The 21,447-nt window shown below is 65.9% G+C and carries 19 protein-coding genes; 7 read left to right on the forward strand and 12 right to left on the reverse strand.

The genetic code is table 11. From position 1 onward, the window contains the following. Positions 1-8 precede the first annotated feature (8 nt). Positions 9-1,904, reverse strand: a complete 1,896-nt coding sequence (locus ACXR2W_RS09195; protein ID WP_458812832.1) for a vWA domain-containing protein — start codon at positions 1,902-1,904, stop codon at positions 9-11. Positions 1,905-1,998: 94 nt separating this feature from the next. Between ACXR2W_RS09195 and ACXR2W_RS09200 the strand changes: the two genes are divergently transcribed. From ACXR2W_RS09200 to ACXR2W_RS09220, 5 genes are all read left to right on the forward strand, one after another. Beyond that, positions 1,999-3,612 (forward strand): AAA family ATPase, encoded by a 1,614-nt coding sequence (locus tag ACXR2W_RS09200; protein ID WP_458812834.1) that lies wholly within the window; start codon positions 1,999-2,001, stop codon positions 3,610-3,612. Between the two features lie 151 nt (positions 3,613-3,763). After that, on the forward strand, positions 3,764-4,102 hold the full coding sequence (locus ACXR2W_RS09205; RefSeq protein ID WP_458812836.1) for a PadR family transcriptional regulator: 339 nt from the start codon (positions 3,764-3,766) through the stop codon (positions 4,100-4,102). A gap of 4 nt (positions 4,103-4,106) precedes the next feature. Continuing rightward, positions 4,107-4,493: a DUF1048 domain-containing protein gene (locus ACXR2W_RS09210; protein ID WP_458812838.1), complete on the forward strand. Its 387-nt coding sequence runs from the start codon at positions 4,107-4,109 to the stop codon at positions 4,491-4,493. Further along, positions 4,490-5,308, forward strand: a complete 819-nt coding sequence (locus ACXR2W_RS09215) for an ABC transporter ATP-binding protein (protein ID WP_458812840.1) — start codon at positions 4,490-4,492, stop codon at positions 5,306-5,308. Before ACXR2W_RS09210 ends, ACXR2W_RS09215 begins: the two co-directional genes overlap by 4 nt. After that, the gene (locus ACXR2W_RS09220; RefSeq protein ID WP_458812842.1) at positions 5,286-6,053 is read left to right on the forward strand and encodes an ABC transporter permease; all 768 of its coding nucleotides are present in this window, start codon (positions 5,286-5,288) and stop codon (positions 6,051-6,053) included. Before ACXR2W_RS09215 ends, ACXR2W_RS09220 begins: the two co-directional genes overlap by 23 nt. A 59-nt stretch (positions 6,054-6,112) precedes the next feature. On the opposite strand, the gene aroB is transcribed toward ACXR2W_RS09220, so the two are convergent. From aroB to ACXR2W_RS09270, 10 genes are all read right to left on the reverse strand, one after another. Continuing rightward, complete coding sequence (gene aroB / locus ACXR2W_RS09225) at positions 6,113-7,195, reverse strand: 3-dehydroquinate synthase (protein ID WP_458812844.1); 1,083 nt, start codon at positions 7,193-7,195, stop codon at positions 6,113-6,115. 42 nt (positions 7,196-7,237) lie between these two features. Beyond that, positions 7,238-7,849 carry a shikimate kinase gene (locus ACXR2W_RS09230; RefSeq protein WP_458812846.1) on the reverse strand — a complete coding sequence of 204 codons (612 nt, stop codon included), beginning with the start codon at positions 7,847-7,849 and terminating at the stop codon, positions 7,238-7,240. Positions 7,850-7,938: 89 nt separating this feature from the next. After that, positions 7,939-9,135 (reverse strand): chorismate synthase, encoded by a 1,197-nt coding sequence (aroC, locus tag ACXR2W_RS09235; RefSeq protein ID WP_458812848.1) that lies wholly within the window; start codon positions 9,133-9,135, stop codon positions 7,939-7,941. Positions 9,136-9,202: 67 nt separating this feature from the next. Next, the gene (locus tag ACXR2W_RS09240) at positions 9,203-10,075 is read right to left on the reverse strand and encodes a shikimate dehydrogenase family protein (RefSeq protein ID WP_458812850.1); all 873 of its coding nucleotides are present in this window, start codon (positions 10,073-10,075) and stop codon (positions 9,203-9,205) included. Positions 10,076-10,077: 2 nt separating this feature from the next. Beyond that, a complete protein-coding gene (gene mltG / locus ACXR2W_RS09245) occupies positions 10,078-11,193 on the reverse strand; it encodes an endolytic transglycosylase MltG (protein ID WP_458812852.1) in 1,116 nt (371 codons plus the stop codon). Further along, positions 11,190-11,738, reverse strand: a complete 549-nt coding sequence (ruvX, locus tag ACXR2W_RS09250; RefSeq protein WP_458812854.1) for a Holliday junction resolvase RuvX — start codon at positions 11,736-11,738, stop codon at positions 11,190-11,192. The genes mltG and ruvX overlap by 4 nt, the downstream gene beginning before the upstream one ends. Then, a complete protein-coding gene (alaS, locus tag ACXR2W_RS09255; protein ID WP_458812904.1) occupies positions 11,738-14,407 on the reverse strand; it encodes an alanine--tRNA ligase in 2,670 nt (889 codons plus the stop codon). Before alaS ends, ruvX begins: the two co-directional genes overlap by 1 nt. Positions 14,408-14,460: 53 nt before the next feature. Further along, positions 14,461-14,673, reverse strand: coding sequence for a hypothetical protein (locus ACXR2W_RS09260; protein WP_458812856.1), 213 nt, complete (start codon positions 14,671-14,673; stop codon positions 14,461-14,463). A 159-nt stretch (positions 14,674-14,832) separates the two neighbouring features. Continuing rightward, complete coding sequence (gene rpsD / locus ACXR2W_RS09265; RefSeq protein ID WP_458812858.1) at positions 14,833-15,462, reverse strand: 30S ribosomal protein S4; 630 nt, start codon at positions 15,460-15,462, stop codon at positions 14,833-14,835. Between the two features lie 304 nt (positions 15,463-15,766). Beyond that, entirely contained in the window at positions 15,767-17,044 is a 1,278-nt protein-coding gene (locus ACXR2W_RS09270; RefSeq protein ID WP_458812906.1) for a replication-associated recombination protein A, read from the reverse strand. A 149-nt stretch (positions 17,045-17,193) separates the two neighbouring features. Between ACXR2W_RS09270 and ACXR2W_RS09275 the strand changes: the two genes are divergently transcribed. Next, positions 17,194-18,429 carry a DUF349 domain-containing protein gene (locus tag ACXR2W_RS09275; protein ID WP_458812860.1) on the forward strand — a complete coding sequence of 412 codons (1,236 nt, stop codon included), beginning with the start codon at positions 17,194-17,196 and terminating at the stop codon, positions 18,427-18,429. Between the two features lie 154 nt (positions 18,430-18,583). After that, on the forward strand, positions 18,584-19,201 hold the full coding sequence (locus ACXR2W_RS09280) for a hypothetical protein (RefSeq protein ID WP_458812862.1): 618 nt from the start codon (positions 18,584-18,586) through the stop codon (positions 19,199-19,201). Here ACXR2W_RS09280 and ACXR2W_RS09285 read toward each other — a convergent pair. Continuing rightward, on the reverse strand, positions 19,191-21,437 hold the full coding sequence (locus tag ACXR2W_RS09285) for a RelA/SpoT family protein (protein ID WP_458812864.1): 2,247 nt from the start codon (positions 21,435-21,437) through the stop codon (positions 19,191-19,193). The two genes, ACXR2W_RS09280 and ACXR2W_RS09285, sit on opposite strands and share 11 nt — an antisense overlap. Positions 21,438-21,447 lie beyond the last annotated feature (10 nt).

Consider the following 21,447-nt stretch of genomic DNA (forward strand, 5'->3'; position numbering starts at 1 on the left):
GCCTGCCGTCATGCCCAGGGCAGGTGGCGCGCAATCAGATCGCTCACCGCTGTCGCGAGCAGTTCGGGCTTATCGATGCGCGCACCGTGCGGAGCGTACCGCTCACGCAGGTCGTCGCTGCCGAGCCCAATGCCAAACACAGTGGTGCCCAGCGCGCGCAGCCTGCGCAGTGCGTGGGCGGCCGCGACCGGGTCGTTCGTTCCGCCGTCGCTGAGCACAAACGCGATCCGGCGTCGCTGCTTCGCGCCCAGAGCGCTCCCAGCCCAGGCCCCGCCTGCACCGTTGCCGCTGCTGCCTCCCCGCAGCTGAGCCGCCGCAGCATCGAGCGCCGCGGCGTCGTTGGTTGACCCCTGGGGCGCCGAAACGGCCGCGAGTAATCTGTGGCGCACGTCGTCGCTCACACCTGCCGAGAGCGATTTCACCACGTGGGCGCGCGCGTCGAACACGATCAGCGCGGTGCGCAGCTGCAGCTCGAGATCGAGCCCGCTCGTGGCCTCTGCCTGCGCGATGTCGCGTGCGGCCGCGGCGAGTCCCTCGAGCATCACGATGGCGGCGTCTGCCGCGGCGCGCGCTGGCCGCCCCTGCATCGACGACGAGCGATCGATCAGCAGCACATAGTCGGTGTTGCCAGCGCGGTGAGTGCGGCGCGTGTGGTGCTCACGCTGCAGAAACACTCGTGGGTGGGAGACGCCGGCGCGCACAGCAGCGAGCCCAGTTGCGAGCGCGCGGGTATCGAGCGTCTCACCCTCGGCCTGCGGAGTCCTGCCGAGGGCCGCTACGCTGGCGACACGCTCAGCGGTGACCTCGTGCCACACGCCCCGCATGTCTTCGATGCTTGACGCGAGCGCGCTCGTGCGGGCCTCATAGTCGCTGCCCCGCACGCCCAGGCTGCCGCCTGCGCCGGCGCGCACGTCGCTCCCGTCGCTGTCGCCCGCTTCGGCTTCGAGCGCCGCAAACGCCGCGGTGAGCGCGCCCTCGGCGGGCAGCGGCGTATCGAGAAACTGGGTCACATCGCCCGCTTGTTCAGCCTGAAACAGGTCTGCGCCCTCGGCGATATCGCCGCCGCCCGGGCGGGCATGAGCTGGCGGCTCGTCGGCGGTCGCGCCCTGGTCTCGCGCCGCGTCGTCCCCCGATTCTCCCTCGTTCGTAGCGTCTGGCTCGGCCGCAGCGTTGTCGGCTGCGGCCCCCGAATCATCGCTCGCGGCCCCACCCTCGTGGGGTGGGGCCGCGGCGCCGTCTGATCCGAGCCCGGCACGCGCCAAGGCCAGCAAGCGCTCGTACCCGGGGGTGAGCAGCGCGAGCGCCCGCTCAAATCGCTCAAGGGCCGCCCGCTCCGGATCCGGCCACAGCACCCGCTGTACAGCCAGGCCCGCGGCTCCACCGAAGTGCGAGGCGAGCTGCCATTCTCGCTGCACCTCGGCAGCGACGCCCGTGAAGTACTGGCCAGCATGGTCACCGAACCCGCAGCTCAGCACGAGCGCGAGCAGTTGGTCGCCCAGCGGGTTGGGGGCGAGATCACGGGGTATGCCTCGACGGAGGGCGGCGATCAGCGGCCCGCGCATGCCCGGAAACACGGCGATGACCTCGGCAGCGGCCTGCGCACGCCCGATGGCGGTCACGAGCGGCGCAAGCTCTGGCCTGGCCGCAGTGAGTAGCTGTGACCGGGCAGCACGCTCGGGGGCGAGGCGAACGCCACGCACGCCCTCCCAGAGCTGCAAGAGCGCGAGGGCGGCAGCCTCTGCCGGGCTGTGGCCACGCACGGTGTACCATCCAAGCCCCGCGCGCAGCCCGCGCTCATCGAGCTGCCACTCGTCGCCGTCTGTGACCGTCACCGGTATGCCCACGATCGCGGCGACCCCTCGCAGCGCATCGCTCGCTGCCTGTTCGTCCGTTCGACCGCTCATACTTCTCACACTATCGGGCTCCTGCGACAGCCAGCGCGTCGCGCTGCCGGGTGTTCGCCCGGGTGCACGCCGGGCCGGTGCTAACGTGGCGAGCATGCAGAGCTTTGACGCACACGGCCCCTCAGCGCACGAGACTCAGACGCAGGACGCTCTGCGACTCGAAGAGTTCGAGCACGACACGCTGTTCTCGCACGACACACTGTCGCACCCGGTGCTCGCGCAGCTGCGTTACCTGCAGCGTGAAGCTCGCGCGGTGCGGCTCGCGCTGCGGTGCGACGGCGCTCGCTATGGCGCAGAAGTCAGTGACACCGCCGACGCTCCTCGTCCTGGCGGCGCTGATGATGCCTGGGTGGCGCGAGAGGCAGAACACCGGGCAGATCTTGCCGAGATCAACGCGCAGGTCGCGGAGCTGCTGCGAGACGATGCGACGGCGGCGCTCGTGAGCCGTGCGCTCACCAGGCGTGCCGCGACCCTCAGATACGCGGTGCAGTTGCGGCGGGCCGAGCTAGATGATCGCGCGCGCGCCGAAGCCGCCGAGGCGATTGTGGCGCGCGCGATCCGGAGCGGGCGTGCGCTCACGACGCGAGAGCGGTCGCGCGTGGCAAGCTTGCGTGAGGTGACAGCGCGCGGGGTTGAAGCGCTCGGGGTTGAAGCGCTCGCCCCGACGAGCGGGCTCGATACGGGCGACGTGCGTGACGGCATTCGTGACCAGGTGCTTGCGGCGGTGGGGACGATGCGGTTGCGTGAAGCGCGCACGCAGCTGCGTGAGGGGCTGCTGCGCACCGCACAGATGCGCGGCATCATTGCAGAGGCAACGCCCGCGCTGCTGCGGGGTGAGCCCGTGCTGCTCTTGGGTGAGACCGGCGGCGCTAAAACCGCGCTCGCCGAGCATCTGGCGACCGCGGCGACCGGGCGCGAGCCCGAGCTCGTGTCGGGCTACGGAGACATCACGAGTGCGCAGCTGATCGGGTCACACGAGCTGCGCGCAGAGGGCGGGGCAACCGTCACCGAGTTTGCGCCGGGGCCACTTTTGCGTGCGATGGTCGAAGGACGGCCCGTGATTCTCGACGAGGTGAACGCGATGCCCGCGGAGTTTCTGAAGCGGCTCAACCGCATTCTGCAGCTGCGGCCGGGCGACACCCTGCACGTACAGGAGAATGCGGGGCGGCCTGTGACGATTGCGCCGGGCTTTGCGATCCTCGCGACCGCAAACGAGCAGACACCCCACCGGTATCGCGGGCTTGATCGCTTGAGCGCCGAGCTCGTCAACCGGTTTGGAGCTGGGAGTTACCGGGTGCACTACCCCGACGCGGGGCGCAGCTATGACGAGTTTCCGCGCGAGAACGCGCTGCTCGCCGCCGCGGCTGTGGTCGATGCCCGCGGCGAGCTGCCACACCACATCACGCCCGATGAACTCACGCGCGCGGCCCGCGCCGCGTTTGTCAGCCAGCAGGTCTTTGCGGGCGCGCACGGTGAGGGCTTCGGCGACTACGTCTCGACAGAGCGCGACATCGATGGCCGCCCCGGGCTCGAGGAAACCGTACTCGCGCCGCGCACGCTCGTCGCGATTCTGCACAAGGTCGCCGCAAGCGCCGGCTCCATCACCCTCGACCACGCACTGTCGCGCTTCGTCGAGGGCGTGATGCACGCCGAGGATCGCAGGGTGCTCGCGCTCATCATCTCTGGCCAGGGGTTCCGGATCAGCTAGGACCCGCCGCCGCACAGGCCGGGCGCTCCACTCCGGGGTGCCCGGTTTTGGCGCGCCATTTTGTGGAACCAAAGCACCCTTGCGTAAGACTGGTACCCAGCGTTACTATGTACTGGTATTTAACACTGCTAAGTAGTGAGAATGGGCTGGTATGAGTAAGCAAATGACCGAGATGCTCAAGGGCACGCTTGAGGGAATCGTGCTGGCAACTTTACGCTCGGGGCCCGCCCACGGGTATGACATCACTGCGCGGTTACGTGAGCAGGGCTTCGCTGATATCGCCGAGGGCACGGTGTACGCGCTGCTCATTCGGATCGAAAAGAGAAGGCTCGTCGACGTCAAGAAGGTGCCTTCAGAGAAGGGCCCTCCCCGCAAGGTGTACAGCCTCAACCACCTCGGCCGCGCTCAGCTCGCGGAGTTCTGGGACACCTGGCGTGCCCTGTCGGGCCGCATCGAAGCACTGTACGACGAAGTTCACGAAGGGAAGTAACACAATGGCTACCAATTGGATCGAGAAGGTCACGGGATCCCTCGAACAGAAGAAGCAATACCGGCAATACCAGGCGCGCAAGGCGGCACTGCCGGCCCCCTCGCTCGAAGCCATCACCGCGATCGAGCGATACCTCAATTATTTCGGCGCGATCTCCTCGGGTGAGGTGCTGATCCAGATGTTGGAGGATTTGCTCGCACTGTTTGAGACGAGCGCGGCAGACGGACTCCCCGTGCGGCAGATCGTAGGCGAGGATCCCGTGGAGTTCGTCGAGGCCTTCCTCGAAAACTACGCGGAGGCCCGCTGGATCAGCAAGGAACGTGCCCGCCTCACGGCCGCTATTGAGCGAGCAGAGGCGAGCGAACAGCGCGAGAGTGAGCCACCCCAATGAACGCGCAATTGACGTCGACCCCCGCACTCAGGCTCGTCGGGTTACAGAAGTCGTTCGGCAAGGTCGAAGTGCTTCGGGGTGTGGACTTTGAGGTGCAGCGCGGAGAGATCTTCGCACTCCTCGGCGCAAATGGTGCGGGTAAGACCACGGTCGTGCGCATCCTATCGACCCTCACCTCCCCCGACGCGGGCACTGCGGAGGTACTGGGGCACGATGTGACGGGCTCCCCCGCCCGGGTCCGTTCCCTCATCAGTCTGACCGGCCAGTTTGCAGCCGTCGATGACGCCCTGACTGCGCGCGAGAACCTTGTGCTCATGGCTCGGTTACGCCACCTCGCGCAACCGCGAGACGTGGCCGACCGGTTACTCGAAGAGTTCACTCTCACCGAGGCCGCCCACCGCAAAGTCGCTACCTACTCGGGTGGCATGCGCCGCCGCCTCGACATCGCCCTCGGCCTCGTTGGCAACCCACCAGTGATCTTCCTCGACGAGCCCACCACGGGCCTCGACCCCGAGGCCCGGCGCTCCGTGTGGGCCACGATCAATGCACTGTCGACCCACGGCACGACCGTACTCCTCACGACGCAGTACCTCGACGAGGCGGAGCACCTGGCCGATCGCATCGCGATCCTGCACACTGGCCGCATCATCACCTCGGGTACATTGCCCGAGCTGAAGCGACTGTTGCCCCAGGCTCAGAAGCGGTACGTCGAGCAGCAGCCCACACTCGAAGAGATCTACCTGGCGGTCACGACGAGCCCCCACCCCGACACCTCTCACGAGGAGAACGATCATGACGAACCACATTCTGGGTGACACGGCCACGCTAACTGGCCGCTCACTCAAGCACGTGTTCCGCAGCCCCGACACCATCATCACGACAGCCATCACGCCGATCGCGATGCTGCTCCTGTTCGTGTACGTACTGGGAGGCGCGATCAACACCGGCAGCTACGAGGGCCCCTACGTCAGCTACCTCCTGCCCGGCATCTTGCTCATCACGATCGCCTCGGGCATCTCGTACACGGCGTTTCGGCTCTTCACCGACCTGCAGTCAGGCATCCTCGAGCGATTCCAGTCGATGCCCGTGGCCCGCTCCGCAGTACTCTGGGCGCACGTACTCACCTCGCTCGTGGCCAACGCGATCGCACTCACGGTGGTCGTGGGAGTCGCGTTGATCATGGGCTTCCGATCGAGCGCTTCCCTACCTGATTGGCTCGCCGTCGCGGGAATCCTCGGGCTCTTCACCCTCGCGCTCACCTGGCTCGCGGTGATCCCCGGCCTCACTGCGAAGACCATCGACGGCGCCAGCGCATTCGCCTACCCGCTGATTTTTCTCCCGTTTATTAGCTCGGCGTTCGTGCCCGCGGACACGATGCCCGGTCCGGTGCGCTGGTTCGCTGAAAACCAGCCGGTCACGCCCATCGTCAATAGTGTGCGCGGGCTCCTGACCTCCGGCACGGTGGACACCGAGATTTGGGTGGCGCTCGCCTGGTGTGCGGGCATACTCGTAGCCGCGTTTGCGGTCGCGACGATGTTGTACCGCCGCCGCGGGCTTTAGCCCCGCGGCGGCGGGCTCCCCTGGGCGCAACGATCGAACGCATCCCAGGGGGCGTTAGGTTAGCTCGAGATCTCTTGGTACGCGAACTGCAGTACTGAGTCGTCGACGCCCGCGAGTACGCGGGGCTTGCCGATCTCGTCGAGCACGACAAAGCGCAGCATGCCGGCGCGTGCCTTCTTATCGCGCTGCATAGCGGCGAGCAGGCTCGGCCAACGGCCGCCCGGGTACGTGAGCGGCAGCGTGAGCAGCGTGAGCACCCGGCGGTGACGCTCGACGGCTTCGTCTGAGAGCGCGCCTGCCATGCGACCGAGCTCTGCCGCGTACATCATGCCGATGGAGATCGCGACACCGTGGCGCCACTGGTAACGCTCTGCGTGCTCGATGGCGTGCCCCAGGGTGTGGCCGTAGTTGAGAATCTCGCGCAGGCCACCCTCCTTGAAGTCCTCAGAAACGACCCGCGCCTTCACTCCGATCGCCAGTTCAATGATCCGCTTAAACTCGGGGCTCGATGGGTCAGTAGCTACTGCCACGTTCGCCTCGATCAGATCGAGAATCTCGGGCTCTGCGATGAAGCCGCACTTAGCGACCTCGGCAAAGCCCGCCAGCAGTTCGTTGCGCGGCAGCGTTGCGAGCAGGTCAAGGTCGCAGAGTACCGCGGCGGGGGCATAGAACGCCCCGACGAGGTTCTTACCCTCAGACGTGTTGATGCCCGTCTTGCCGCCCACGGCGGCGTCAACCATGCCGAGCACGCTCGTGGGCACCTGCACCAGCTTCACCCCGCGCAGCCAGGTCGCCGCAACAAAACCTGCGAGATCGGTGACGGCGCCGCCGCCAAGACCGATGACGGCGTCAGTGCGAGTGAAATCAGACTGGCCCATGATCTGCCAGCAGAATGCCGCCACTTCGATACGCTTCGCCGATTCTGCATCGGGCACCTCGGCCAGCAACACCTGCTCATACCGGCCCTGCAGCGACTCGCGCAGCTCAGACGCCACCTTGCCCACGGTGGGCGTGTGCACAATGAGCACCTTGGAGACACGATCCCCTAGTGCCTCGGGCACACGTTCAAGCACACCGCGCCCCACAGAGACGGTGTAGTTCGTCTCGCCGGTGATCTGAATCTCGGTGATGGCCTGGTCCATGGGGTACCCCGTTTTTCTATGCAATGCTGAAGTGGAAAGTAGTTAGCGGCGGCCGCGATAGGATCGCGCCCAGCTGGCGACGCGGCGGGCGAGCTGCTCCTTCGTCGCACGGTCGGTGCGGTAAGTAACGTCGGCCACCTCGTCGTAGAGCGGCTTGCGCTCCTTAAGAATGCGGCCCCAGGCATTGGGGTCATCGCGCAAGAGTGGCCTTCGCGACAGGTTCGCGGTGCGCAGTACGGCCTCTTGCGTCGTCATGAGCAGCACGACAGGGTGAGCCGCGAGCAGCTCCCGTGTCGAAGCGGTGAGCACTGCTCCCCCGCCGAGCGCCAGCACTTTTCCGCCGCCAGCTGCGAGCTCTTCTGCGATGACCTCGGCCTCAATGCGGCGAAACTCAGCCTCGCCGTGCACCGCAAAGAACTCGGTAATAGCGCCGTGCCTGCGCACAAACACGGCGTCACTGTCGACAAATGGCACACCGAGCTCTCGAGCAACCCGCTTACCGAGGCTCGTTTTACCCGCCGCCATAGGGCCAACGAACACGAGCACCCTGTGCTCGGCCCGTGGCGCCGCCCGCTTGCGTCGCCTGCGCCGCGGGCGAGGCGCGCGCGGGGGCGCAGCATCTGCCGCTGGGGCAGCCGCGGCCGCAGCGGCCACGCGTGGCAGAGTGACCGGCGCCGTGGGCGGCGCCGGTTTGGGCTGTTGGCTGGGCGGGCCCGCCTGACGCCAGGCCCGCCGCGACGCGATCACGATTCGATGACGGTCGAAAGCCGTTCAGGAATCGCCGCGACATAAGACTCGAGGTTGCGGCGCGTTTCGCTGACGCTGTCGCCCCCGAACTTCTCGGTGACCGCGTCTGCCAGCACGAGCGCCACCATCGCCTCAGCAACGACACCAGCAGCGGGAACTGCCGAGACATCACTGCGCTGGTGGTGAGCTTTCGCCTCTTCACCGGTTTCGGTGTCGATCGTGGGCAGGGCGTGTGGCACCGTCGCGATCGGCTTCATGCCCGCACGAACGCGCAGCACCTGACCGGTAGTCATGCCCCCCTCGATGCCGCCAGCACGACCCGTTTCGCGAGCAATCTGACCGTCGTTGATGTGCAACTCGTCGTGTGCCACAGAGCCGCGGCGGCGCGTGGTCTCGAAGCCATCGCCCACCTCGACGCCCTTGATCGCCTGAATGCCCATAAGCGCCCCGGCGAGGCGCGAGTCGAGGCGGCGGTCCCAGTGCACGTATGAACCCAGCCCGGGGGGCAGGCCGTACGCGAGCACCTCGACGATACCGCCGATCGTGTCACCCGACTTCTTCGTGTCGTCAACCTCGGCGACCATGAGATCACTCGTGGCCTTATCAAAGCAGCGCAGCGGATCAGCATCAAGCGTCGCCACGTCCTCGGGGCGCGGCAGAGCCGTACCCGCGGGTGCTTCAACGTCACCGATCGACACGGTGTGGCTGACGAGGCGAATACCGAGCTCAGCAAGGAACGCGCGCGCAACAGCGCCGAGCGCCACGCGCGCGGCGGTTTCGCGTGCGCTCGCGCGCTCGAGCACGGGGCGAGCCTCATTGAAGCCGTACTTCTGCATGCCCGTAAGGTCGGCGTGACCGGGGCGAGGCCGAGTGAGCGGAGCGCCTCGGCCACGGCTCTTTTCAGACAGCTCTGTCTTCTCAGCCGACATCACCTCGGTCCACTTGGGCCACTCGGTGTTGCCGATGCGAATCGCGACGGGGCCGCCGATCGAGACACCCTGCACGACACCGCCCGACAGGTTCAGCTCGTCTTGTTCGAACTTCATCCGCGAGCCGCGACCATACCCGAGCTTGCGCCGCGCGAGATCGGCACGGATCTCGTCAAGCGAAACGGGCACGCCCGCGGGTAGGCCCTCGAGGACAGCAATCAATTCTGGGCCGTGAGATTCTCCGGCAGTGAGCCAACGCAGCATACCGACCATCTTCCCATACCAGGCGCCCTCAAACATATTCGAGGGCGTCGCAGATGACGCCGTATGATTACGCGGCGGCCTCACGCATGGCAGCCAGCACGCGATCTTCGTTGGGCAACGGCGTGTCGGGCGACCCGTGCACAAAAATTCGTACCTGAATGAGTGCTTGTTCAACGAGCATGTCGATGCCGCTGTGCGCAGCGCCGCCCGCGGCGCGCCACACTCGAGCGCCGGCAGAGGGCCAGGGGTTGTAAGCGACGTCGAACAGGGGGGCGCTGCCCGCGGGCACCGCCAGCTCGGACCAGTCGACACCGTGCCCGGGCAGCGTTGAGATCACCAGGGTGGGCGGCTCCCCCGCCAATGGCGCGGCAACAGCAGCACCAGCAGAACCCGGGTGATCTGCTGTGAGCACGCCCGCAGAGACCGTGAGCGAACCTGCCGGCCCCGCACCGCCGTCAAAGCGCTCGGCGAGGGCGCGCGCGGCCTCGATCCGGCGCGCGAGAACAGTGACCCGGCGGGCGCCGAGGCTGCGGGCCGCCAGCACCGCGGAGCCCGCGGTGGCGCCCGCGCCGAGCACGACCGTGCGGGTCGCGTCGAGCCCCGTCCGAGAGATCGCGCGGGCGAGGCCCTCGACATCGGTGTTAAATGCGGCCCAGCCACCCGCTACGCGCAGCAGCGTGTTGGCGACGCCGCTCTCGCGCGCCGACGCATCGAGCGTGTGCGCGAGAGCGTGGGCCTCGTCCTTCAGCGGCATTGTGAGCGAGAAGCCGCGCCACTCGGGGCCGCGGCCCGCCAGCAGCGCACGCAGCGACGCCTCGGCGCACCGAATCGCGCTGTAGCGCCAGTCAAGACCGAGCTCACGGTAGGCGGCCCGGTGAATGACCGGCGACTTCGAGTGCGCGATGGGGTGCCCGAGCACCGCGAGCTGCGTGGCAGGCACCGTTAGCAGCCCTTGCCCGGGTTTGCGACACACCACTCATTGAGCTGTGCCACAGCGGCATCGTGCTCTTCGAGGGTCGCACTAAACAGCGACTCACGCGTGTCCAGATTGATCGCAACAAAGTACAGCCAGTCCCCCGGTGTGGGGTTCAGGGTCGCCTCGATCGCATCGGCGCCCGGGTTCGCAATCGGCCCCTTCGGCAGCCCCTTGTGCACGTATGTGTTCCAGGGGTTGTCGTCGGTGAGCGCTTCGTCAGTCGACCACACGCTACCGTCTTCGTGCTGACCCATGCCGTACTGCGCGGTCGAATCCATCTGCAGCAGCATGTCGTCGGCGAGACGATTGTCGATCACGCGAGCAACCTTGCCGAAGTCTTCGATGCGGCCGCCCTCGCGCTGCACCATCGCGGCGATCGTGAGCACGCGCTCGCGGTCGCCTTCTGCAACGCCAAGCTCGTCGAGCACCTCGCGCTGGCGGTCCACCATGCGCGCGATTGCTTCTTGGCCCGTCGTCGTCTCTTCGAACTCGTAGGTCGCCGGGAACAGCCACCCTTCGAGCGAGTCGACGCCCTGAGGAAGGCCATAGGCCGCAGGATCTTTGGCGGCCTCCTGGAGCTCTTCGAGCGGAATGTCTGCGCCCGCCGACACGATCTCGAGGGTCTGAGCGACCGTCTTACCCTCGGGGATCATCGCGGTAAAAGCGAGCCTGTTCTCGGGATCCTGCAGCGCATCAAGCGCCGCCTGCGCGCTCATCTGCAGTTTGACCCGGTACGACCCGGGCAAAAACTCGACCGCTGGCTCTTGCTCGAGCAGCAGTTCGTAGAACGCCTCGCTCGTCTTCACCACATCGGCCTCAGCCAACGCCAAAGCAACGTCTTCACCGATCTCGCCCTCGGTCACGACGACCACGGTCTCACCGGTGCCGTCGCCCTCGTAGTCGTTCGTGGTCCAGCCCATGGCCAGCGAGATCCTGGGGCCGTACTGCGACCACAGGTAGGTGCCCGCCACGGCCAGACCACCGAGCAGCACCCCAGCCACGAGCAGCGTGATCAAAAGCCGCTTGACGACTCTGCCCGCCCTGCCTTGCCTGCCCGAGGCCTCTGTATGACGTGCGTTCACGCGGGGGTCCCTTCGCTGCGTTGTGCAGCTTCGGCTGCCACGGCAGCGTCACCTGCTTCGGCTCCGTCGCCAGTTTCGATTACCTCAACGGCCTCGCCCGGCGCGGTGCCCCGCGCACGCTCAGTATCGAGCGCGTGCTGCAAAATGACGACCGCCGCAGCCTGGTCAATGATGCCGCGGCTCTGTTTCGTTTTCTTGCCTGCCTGCCGCAGCTGGCCCTGCGCCGAGACGGTCGACAGTCGCTCATCGACGAGCCGCACGGTGATGCCCGCGGGTGCGAGCCGCACCGCGAGCCGCTCGGCAAATTCAACCGCGTCATCGGTCGACAGGGTGCGCTCACCGCGCATGTTAAGCGGCAGCCCCACGACTGTCTCCATCGCGCCAAGCTCGGTCGCGATCTGCTCGATCCGGATCAGGTCTGCATCGCCGCCTAGATCGCGCGGCACAGTTTCGACCGGCGTCGCGAGCATGGCGTGGGGGTCGCAGCGTGCGACCCCCACTCGGGCCTTGCCAACATCGATGCCGAGGCGTACTCCCGCGCGCATTAGGCTCCCAGGCTCCGGCGAATCTCGGCGAGAGCGTCACCGATTTTGCCGGTGTCGGTGCCGCCGCCCTGAGCGAGGTCGGGCTTGCCGCCACCACCACCGCCGAGCACCTTGGAGCCGAGCTTTGCGAGTTCACCGGCTTTGACGCCGTTCTCGCGTGCCAGCGGTGTCGTCGCGGCGATGAGTACGGGCTTTGCCGGCCCGTCGCCGCCCGAGATCGCGCCCGCGAGCACGATCACACCGTCTTCGCTCGCTACGCGCTCGCGCAGCTGCAGCGCGAGGCCGCGCAGGTCGTCTGCGGATCCGACGGTGCCGAGGTGCGCGAGCACGGTGCGGTGGCCCGCGACGGTCTCTGCCTGAGCCAGCAGCTCGGGCACGCGGGCGGCGAGCTTCTCAGCTTCAAGCGCCGCGACCTTCTTTTCGGCCTGGCGCAGCTGGGCGCCCAGGTCTTGCACCTTCGTGATGAGCTCGGCGCGCGGTACTTTGAGGCCGCTCGTAAGTTGCTGCACAATCGCGCGCTCGGCGGCGAAGTTACGAAACGCGTCCATGCCGACGAGCGACTCGATACGCCGGTTGGTGGAGCCGACGCTCGATTCTGATACGAGGCTAATGAGGCCAATCTCAGCCGAGTTCGACACGTGAGTACCCGCGCACAGCTCGCGCGACCAGGGGCCGCCGATATCGACGACGCGCACCGTATCGCCATACTTCTCGCCAAACAGCGCCATAGCGCCCATCGCCTTTGCCTCATCGATGGGCATTTCACGCGTCACGACGTCATAGCTAGAACGAATCGCGAGGTTAGAGATCTCTTCGATCTCGCTCTTCGTCGCGGTCGACAGTGCCTCGCTGTGCGAGAAGTCGAGACGCATGTAACCGGCCTTGTTGTAGGAGCCCGCCTGGTGGGCCGTGTCGCCGAGCACATCGCGCAGCGCCGCGTGCACGAGGTGGGTGGCCGAGTGGGCCTGGGTCGCCCCGCGGCGGTACTCTGCGTCCACTCGAGTCTCAGCCCGCGCATCGACGGTAATCGTGCCGACGGTTACCTTCACGGTGTGCACAACGAGGCCGGGCACGGCCTTCTGCACATCGAGCACCTCGGCCTCGAAGCCATCGCCCACAATGAGGCCCTGGTCAGAGTCCTGGCCGCCAGCCTCAGCCCAGAGTGACGTCTCGGCGAGCACGATCTCGGCGATCTGCCCCTCGTGTGCTTCGCGGGCGGGAACCCCATCGACCACGACGCCGAGCACGCGGCTCTCGTGGTTGAGCTCGGTGTAGCCGGTGAACACGGTCTCACCGAGGCTGCGCAGCTCCTTGTAGACCGATAGGTCTGCGCGCTGCCCCTTCTTGGCTTTCGCGTCGGCCTTTGCACGGTCGCGCTGCTCTTGCATCAGCGACACAAACACTTGCTCGTCAACGCTCACGCCAGCTTCGCCCGCAATTTCGAGCGTCAGCTCGATCGGGAAGCCGTGGGTGTCGTGCAGCAAGAACGCGGTGTCCCCCGCGACGGCAGCCTTCTGGGCGGTCGCGTCGGCGACGGCGGTATCGAGAATCTGAATGCCCGAGGCGAGCGTGCGCAAGAACGTCTTCTCCTCGGCGTACGCGATACGCGAGATGAAGTCGAAGTCCGCCTCGACTGCGGGGTATGCGCCCTTCATGGCGTCGCGCGAAGCAGGGAAAAGCTCGGGGAAGCTCGCACCTGTCACGCCGAGCAGCCGCATCTGCAGCACTACGCGACGCAGCAGGCGGCGCAAGATGTAGCCGCGACCCTCGTTCGACGGGGTGACTCCGTCGGCGATCAGCATCAGGCCGCTGCGCACGTGGTCGGCGATGATGCGCAGGCGCACATCTGCCCCGTGATCTGCGCCGTACGTCTTGCCGGCGAGCACGGCCGCACGATCAAGTACGGGGCGCACTTGGTCGATCTCGTACATGTTGTTCACGCCCTGCTTGATGAACGCAACTCGCTCAAGGCCCAGGCCCGTGTCAATGTTCTTCTTGGGCAGTTCACCCAGAATCGTAAAGTCGGTTTTCGACTTCACATCGGCAACCTGGTACTGCATAAAGACGAGGTTCCAGATCTCGACGTAGCGGTCATCGTCGGTGGCGGGGCCGCCGTCGATGCCGTGCTCGGGGCCGAGGTCGAAGAAAATCTCAGAGCAGGGACCCGCAGGACCGGGCTGCCCGGTTGACCAGTAGTTCGTATCTTTGCCGAGGCGCTGAATGCGATCATCTGGCAGCGTGGAGTGCTCGCGCCACAGCGCGATCGCTTCTTCGTCTTCTTCGTACACGGTGACCCACAGGTCTTTCGCGTCGAACCCGAGGCCGCCGTCTGCCTCGCTCGTCGTCAACAGCTCCCAAGCGAACTTAATGGCACCCTCTTTGAAGTAATCGCCGAACGAGAAGTTGCCACACATCTGGAAGAAGGTGCCGTGGCGCGGGGTCTTGCCGACCTCTTCAATATCGTTCGTGCGAATGCACTTTTGCACGCTCGTTGCGCGCGGGTACGGTGCGGGCACCATGCCCGAGAGGTACGGCACAAACGGCACCATGCCGGCCACGGTGAACATGAGGCTCGGGTCGTCGCTGACGAGCGACGCCGACGGCACGACCGTGTGCCCTCGCTTTTCGAAGAAGTCGAGCCAACGGCGGTGAATTTCGGCGGTCTGCATCCGTGTCATGTTCTTTCTGGGTGTGCGTGAAATGCTGGCGTAGCGCGTGGGCGCTAGTTCTTTGACGTGAGATCGCGCAGCGCGGCCTCAAACTCGGCGTCGTCTTGTTCGGCGTCGTGGTAGCCGTTTGAAAACGCTCGCCCAAATTCTTCGACCCCGCGGCCGACGCGGTCAAAGAACCTGCGTCCCTCAGGGGTTTGATTAACGAAGTGTGCGGCGATGAAGCCGAGCACTACGCCGTTGAATAGCCAGAGCAGCTTGCGCATGGCTCTCCCTTCCTGCAACGAACCGGCGCGGCGACGCCGCGCGCAAAAGCATCACCCCAGCTTAGCGGGCATGGCGAGTGCCGATGCATACAATCTGGGGGCGTATATGCAAAACGAGGGGTGCCGGATCTCTCCGTCACCCCTCGTCTTGGGAAATGCTTAGCGGCCCGAGTAGTACTCGACCACGAGCTGAACTTCACAGGTCACGGGAACCTCGGCGCGCTTCGGACGACGCAGCAGACGTGCCTGCAGCTTGTCGAGCTCAACCTCGAGGTAACCGGGAACGGGGGGAAGCACCTCTGCGTGGCCACCGGCAGCGGCGACCTGGAAGGGCTCGGTGCCCTCTGAGCGCTGCTTCACGTGGATCAGCTGGCCGGGCTTTACGCGGAACGAGGGGCGGTCAACGATCTTGCCGTCGACGAGGATGTGGCGGTGCACAACCATCTGGCGCGCCTGTGCGGTGGTGCGGGCGAAGCCTGCACGCAGCACGAGGGCGTCAAGGCGCATCTCGAGGATCTCGACCAGGTTCTCACCGGTCAGGCCGTCCTGGCGACGGGCTTCCTTGAACGCAATGGTGAGCTGCTTCTCGCGGATGCCGTACTGGGCGCGGAGACGCTGCTTCTCGCGCAGACGAACGGCGTAGTCGCTGTCGCTCTTACGCTTGGTGCGGCCGTGCTGGCCGGGGCCGTAGGGGCGCTTCTCGAGGTAACGAGCGGCCTTGGGGGTCAGTGCAATCCCGAGCGAGCGGGAGAGGCGCGTCTGTGAACGCGTACGCGACGTAGTCGACACGTGTGTCCTTTCGGTTTCAATTTCGTGACTCTGATGAGCCACGCGTTCTCTCGGCTGTGCTGCGCCCGCATCAACTGGACGAGCTCTAGTCGAAACTAAAGCCGCCGCTCTAATGCACGCGACGTAGCGAACCGTTTTCGGTGAGGGAACGACCAGTGCAGAAACCCGGCTACGGGGCACCTGCCATCGTACGTGTCATGCGCAGCCGTGCATGATCGCGATGTTGGCCAACGACTACCCTACCACGACCGCGCTCGGGGCGCAGCACAATCCAAGATGCCCACTAGCCTAGTGGCCGCGGCGACTACTGGCCCCGGGTAATGCGCCGGATCTTCTCCAGCCGCTCTGACACTTCCCGCTCGTGCCCGTGCTGGGTCGGCGAATAATATTCGCGCCCCACGAGTTCGTCTGGCAGGTACTGCTGGGCCAGCACGCCGCGCGGGTCGTGGTGCGGAAACTTGTACCCCTGGCCGTGGCCCATGCGTTTGGCCCCCGGATAGTGCCCGTCGCGCAGGTGCTTCGGAACCAGACCGATCCGGCCCGCCCGAACATCTGAGATCGCCGCGTCGATCGCAGAGATCACGGCCCCCGATTTAGGAGCCGTGGCGATGTAGATCGTCGCTTGCGCGAGCGGGATGCGCGCCTCGGGTAGCCCGATCAATTGCGTAGCTTCGGCGGCCGCGACCGCCACCACGAGCGCCTGCGGATCTGCAATACCTACGTCTTCAGCCGCGTGCACCATCAGCCGGCGGGCGATGAAGCGCGGATCTTCGCCCGCCTCAATCATGCGGGCGAGGTAGTGCACTGCCGCGTCGGGGTCGGAGCCACGCATCGATTTAATGAATGCGCTGATGACGTCGTAGTGCTGATCGCCTTTCTTGTCGTAGCGCAGAAGGGCTCGATTGACCGCGCGCGAGACGAGCTCGGCCGTGACACGCGGGCGCTCGTCCTCGCCCAGGTCGAGCGCGAGCGCGGAGGACGCCGCGGCCTCGAGCCCGGTAAGGGCCCGGCGCGCGTCGCCCGAGGCGAGCTGCACGAGCGCGTCGTACGCTTCATCGTCGATGTCGAGGGTCGCGCCAAAGCCGCGCGGGTCGGTGATGGCGCGCTCGAGCAGCGCCCGCAAGTCGGTTTCCTCGAGCGGTTGGAGCGTGAGGAGCAGCGAGCGCGACAGCAGCGGGCTGATCACCGAGAACGAGGGGTTTTCGGTCGTTGCAGCAATGAGCGTTACCCAGCCGTTCTCGACACCGGGCAACAGCGCATCTTGCTGAGCCTTGGTGAAGCGATGAATCTCGTCGAGAAAGAGCACCGTGGGAATGTCGTACAGGTCGCGGTCGTTGAGCGCGCGCTCCATCACCGCGCGCACGTCTTTAATGCCAGCGGTGATCGCTGAGAGCTCAACAAATCTGCGGCCGCTCGTGTGCGCGATGGCTTGCGCGAGGGTCGTCTTGCCCGTTCCGGGTGGGCCCCACAAAATCACCGACACGACTCCGCTGCCGCCATCTTGAGCGAGCGTGCGCAGCGGTGACCCGGCAGAGAGGAGGTGCTGCTGCCCCACGACCTCGTCGAGAGATTGGGGTCGCATGCGCACTGCGAGCGGCGCAGTATGCGCGGCGGGTGTCTGGGATGTCACTCTGCCATGCTACTTAACGCTCAAGCTGTGGCATAGTGGAGTGGTCTATCCGTACGGTCGGCAAGCCGACCGCCCCTTCCACATGACAGGTGAGCAAAACCGTGACTGAAGCTACAGGCCCAAAGCCCTGGGGACGCGTCGATGAGGACCGCACGGTTTACGTGCGCGAGGGCGAGGGCGAACGCGCCGTCGGCTCTTTCCCCGATGGCACCGCCGAGGAGGCACTCGCGTACTTCGAGCGCAAGTACGCCGATCTTGAAGGGCAGGTGACCCTGCTCGAAGCGCGCATCGCCCGCGGTGTCGCCGACGCCTCGGCCGCCGATACTGTCTCGAAGCTGCAAGAGCACCTCGTCGAGCCCGCTGCGGTGGGCGATATCGAGGGGCTGCGCGCGCGCGTCGCCGCCCTCACCGAGAAGACTGCTGCCCTCACCGAGGCGCAACACGCCGAACGCGAGGCCGCGAAGCAGGCCGCCGCCGCGAAGCGCGAAGCAATTGTGGTCGAGGCCGAGGCGCTCGCCGCTCAGCCTGAGACCTCGATTCGGTGGAAGGACACGAGCCAGGCATTCGAGCAGCTCTTCACCGACTGGCAGGCCGCCCAGCGCAGCGGGCCGCAGATTCCTAAGTCACAGGCAGATGCGCTCTGGAAGCGGTTTCGTGCGGCCCGCCACTCATTCGACGCGGCACGCCGCGCTCACTTTGCTCAGCTTGACGCCAATAACAAGGACGTAAAGCAGCGCAAGGAGCGCATCATCGCCGCTGCCGAGGCACTCGCGCCTCGCGGTATCGAAGGGATCCCTTCATACCGCGCGCTGCTCGATGACTGGAAGGTTGCCGGGCGCGCGAGCCGCAAGCTCGACGACCAGCTGTGGGCGCGCTTTAAGGCCGCAGGCGATGTGCTCTACGCCGCGAAGGCCGCTGAGGTTGCGGTGACCAACGAGGAGTACACCGCGAACCTCGCCGCGAAGGAAGAGATTCTTGCCGAGGCGACCCCCATTCTCGAAGTGCAGGATCATGGCGCGGCGCGCAAGCAGCTCACTGCGATCCAGCTGCGCTGGGACGAAGTGGGTCGTGTGCCCCGCGAGTCACTGCGCGACATTGAAGGCCGCCTGCGCAAGATCGAGGACCACGTGAAGGGCCTCGAGGACGAGCACTGGCGTAAGACGAACCCTGAGACGCAGGCGCGCAGCGAGGGTCTGCGCGGGCAGCTTGAGGCGTCGATTGCCGAGCTCACCGCTGAGATCGCTGAGGCGACCGCGGCGGGTGACGCGAAGGCCAAGGCCGCCGCCGAAGAGGCACTCGCCACGCAGCAGTCATGGCTCGCCGCGATCGAGGGCTAACAATTCGAAGCAGCTTGGCGTCAGCCCAGCGATAGAACAGCCGCGCTGTGGGAAGTTTCCGCAGCGCGGCTGTTCTATGCCCGCTGTTCGAGTTATCCACAGCGTTGGCGGCGGCGGGTAGCGCGGAGCGTTGTGATGACGCATGATTGCTGGTATGTCACACGTCCCCTCGCTCTCGGGTCCGCTGCCGCCGGCGGACGCGGCGACGACGGAGCCCGCGCAGGCCAACATGAGCGGCCCCGCGGAGCGCGTGTGCATCGACTCTTGGGCGCCCGCGGTGGTGTCTGCCGAGCTCGCGCGCGGCACCCTCGTGCGCTGCGGGCCGGGGGTGCGCCTAGCCGCATGGCCCGAGACCCGCGAAGCGCGGGCCGAGGCGCTACTGCGCGTGATCGGCGGGCAGTTAATGCCCGTGCTGCTCGCAGCAGCCTGGGTGTGGGGCTCAGCGCGCAGCACGGGCTCCCCCATCGTGTGTGCGCTACGCGCGGGCGCTCGCCCCAAGCTGAAACATCAGCCGCTGTTTCAGGTGCACGAGTACAGGTACCCGGCCCACGACCTGGTGCACTGCAGCAATCTGCTGCTGCCCAGTCCACTGCGCACCGCCTGTGACCTCGTGCGGATCCCAGCCGAATTCGGCGCCCCGCTGCGCGCTGCAACCAGACTGCTCGTGCTGCGAGAGGGCATATCGCGTGAGAGCTGGGAACGCGCGATCCAGGCCGGCCCCGGACGTAATCGGGTGCGAGCGCTCAGGCGAGTGGCCGAGCTCAGCTCGTGATGCGGTAGACGTCGTATACGCCCTCAATGCGGCGCACCGCGTTGAGCACGTGGTCGAGGTGGGTAGCGTTGGCCATTTCGAACACAAACTTGCTGATCGCAAGTCGAGACGTTGAGGTATTGACAGACGCCGAGAGGATATTGACGTGGTGCTCTGACAATGTACGCGTGACGTCCGACAGCAGCCCCGAGCGATCGAGCGCCTCAACCTGTATTTGCACGAGGAACACGCTCTTCGCGGTGGGCGCCCACTCGACGTCAACGACCCGATCAGGCTGCGCTTCGAGGTTCTTGAAATTGTGGCAGTCGACGCGGTGCACCGAGACGCCCTGCCCCTTGGTCACGAACCCACGAATCTCGTCGCCCGGCACGGGAGTGCAGCACTTGGCGAGCTTTGCGAGTACGTCACTCGCACCCTTCACCACCACGCCGCTGGAGTCGGCGGCCTTCGACACGCGGGGTGCCTCAATGATGGGCAGCGCCGCGAGCGCTGGCTCCGACGAGGTCTGCTCGTCGAGCACAAGCGCGGTCACCTTCTCCACGACAGACTGGGCCGAGACATGCCCCTCGCCCACTGCCGCGTACAACGCGGCCACGTCGGCGTAGCGCAATTGCAACGCCACCTGCTGCAGCGACTCAGAATTCATCACTCGGTGCAGCGGCAGGCCCTGCTTACGCAGTGCCTTGGCGATGTCCATCTTGCCGGCCTCGACGGCCTCGTCACGGCGCTCCTTGGTAAACCACTGCCGGATCTTGTTCTGCGCCCGCTTGCTCTTGACGAACGTGAGCCAGCTCTGGTTCGGGCCAGCAGCCTGATCCTTCGAGGTGAACACCTCAACGACATCGCCGTTTTGCAGCGGCGTCTCGAGCGGCACCAGCCTGCCGTTCACCCGCGCACCCATCGTGCGGTGCCCCACTTCAGTGTGCACAGCGTAGGCGAAGTCGACTGTCGTGCCGCCCGCGGGCAGCCCGATCACTCGGCCCTTGGGGGTGAAAACGTATACCTCTTTCGCGCCGATTTCGTAGCGCAGCGCATCGAGAAATTCGCTCGGGTCTTCGGTTTCTGCCTGCCAGTCTGAAATGTGCGCGAGCCACGCCATGTCATTGGAGCTTGGCCCGGGCGCGCCCTGCTGCCGTTGCTTGTATTTCCAGTGCGCTGCAACACCGTACTCGGCGCGCTGGTGCATCTCGACGGTACGAATCTGTATCTCGACCGCGCGACCATCTGGCCCGATCACGGTCGTGTGGAGTGACTGATACAGGTTAAATTTGGGGGTCGCGATGTAGTCCTTGAACCGGCCCGGAATGGGGGTCCAGCGGGCGTGCACGGCACCGAGCACGCCATAGCAGTCGCGAATTGAGTTCACGAGCACGCGAATACCCACGAGGTCATAGATGTCGTCGAAGTCGCGACCGCGCACGATCATCTTCTGATAGATCGAATACAGCTCTTTCGGGCGGCCCGTAACCTCGCCCCGGATCTTGCTGTCGCGCAGATCTGTTTCGATCGATGCGATCACCTCGCCCACGATTTTCTCGCGTTCGGGGTTGCGCTGAGTGACCAGGTTTTCGATCTCGGCGTACAGCTTGGGCTTGAGCACCGCGAACGAGAGATCTTCGAGCTCTGACTTGATGGATTGAATGCCCAACCTGTGCGCGAGCGGCGCGAAAATTTCGATCGTCTCTTGCGCTTTGCGTTTCGCCGAGTCGCTCGGCACGAATCCCCAGGTGCGGGCATTGTGCAGTCGGTCAGAGAGTTTAATGACGAGCACGCGAATGTCTTTTGACATTGCGACGACCATCTTACGCACGGTCTCAGCCTGGGCCGAGTCGCCGTACTTCACCTTGTCGAGCTTCGTGACGCCGTCGACGAGCATCGCGATCTCTTCGCCAAACTCTTCTGTGAGTTGGTCGAGGGTGTAATCGGTGTCTTCTACCGTGTCGTGGAGCAGGGCGGCCGCTATGGCGACCGGTGCGACGCCCAGTTCTGCGAGAATCTGGGCGACCGCGATCGGGTGCGTGATGTAGGGCTCACCGCTGCGCCGCTTCTGGCCGCGGTGAGCGCGCTCCGCCACCGTATATGCGCGCTCGATAACACTCAGGTCTGAGCGCGGATAGTTCGTGCGCACAGTGCGCACGAGTTGATCTACCGCGCCGGGCGCGGTGCCGCGTGAAAAAATCCGGGGCACAAGTCGACGCAGCGCGGCTGTGCCGCCATGCGATACGTCTGAAACCACTTGAGACCTC

Source organism: Leucobacter faecis (genome assembly GCF_054456695.2).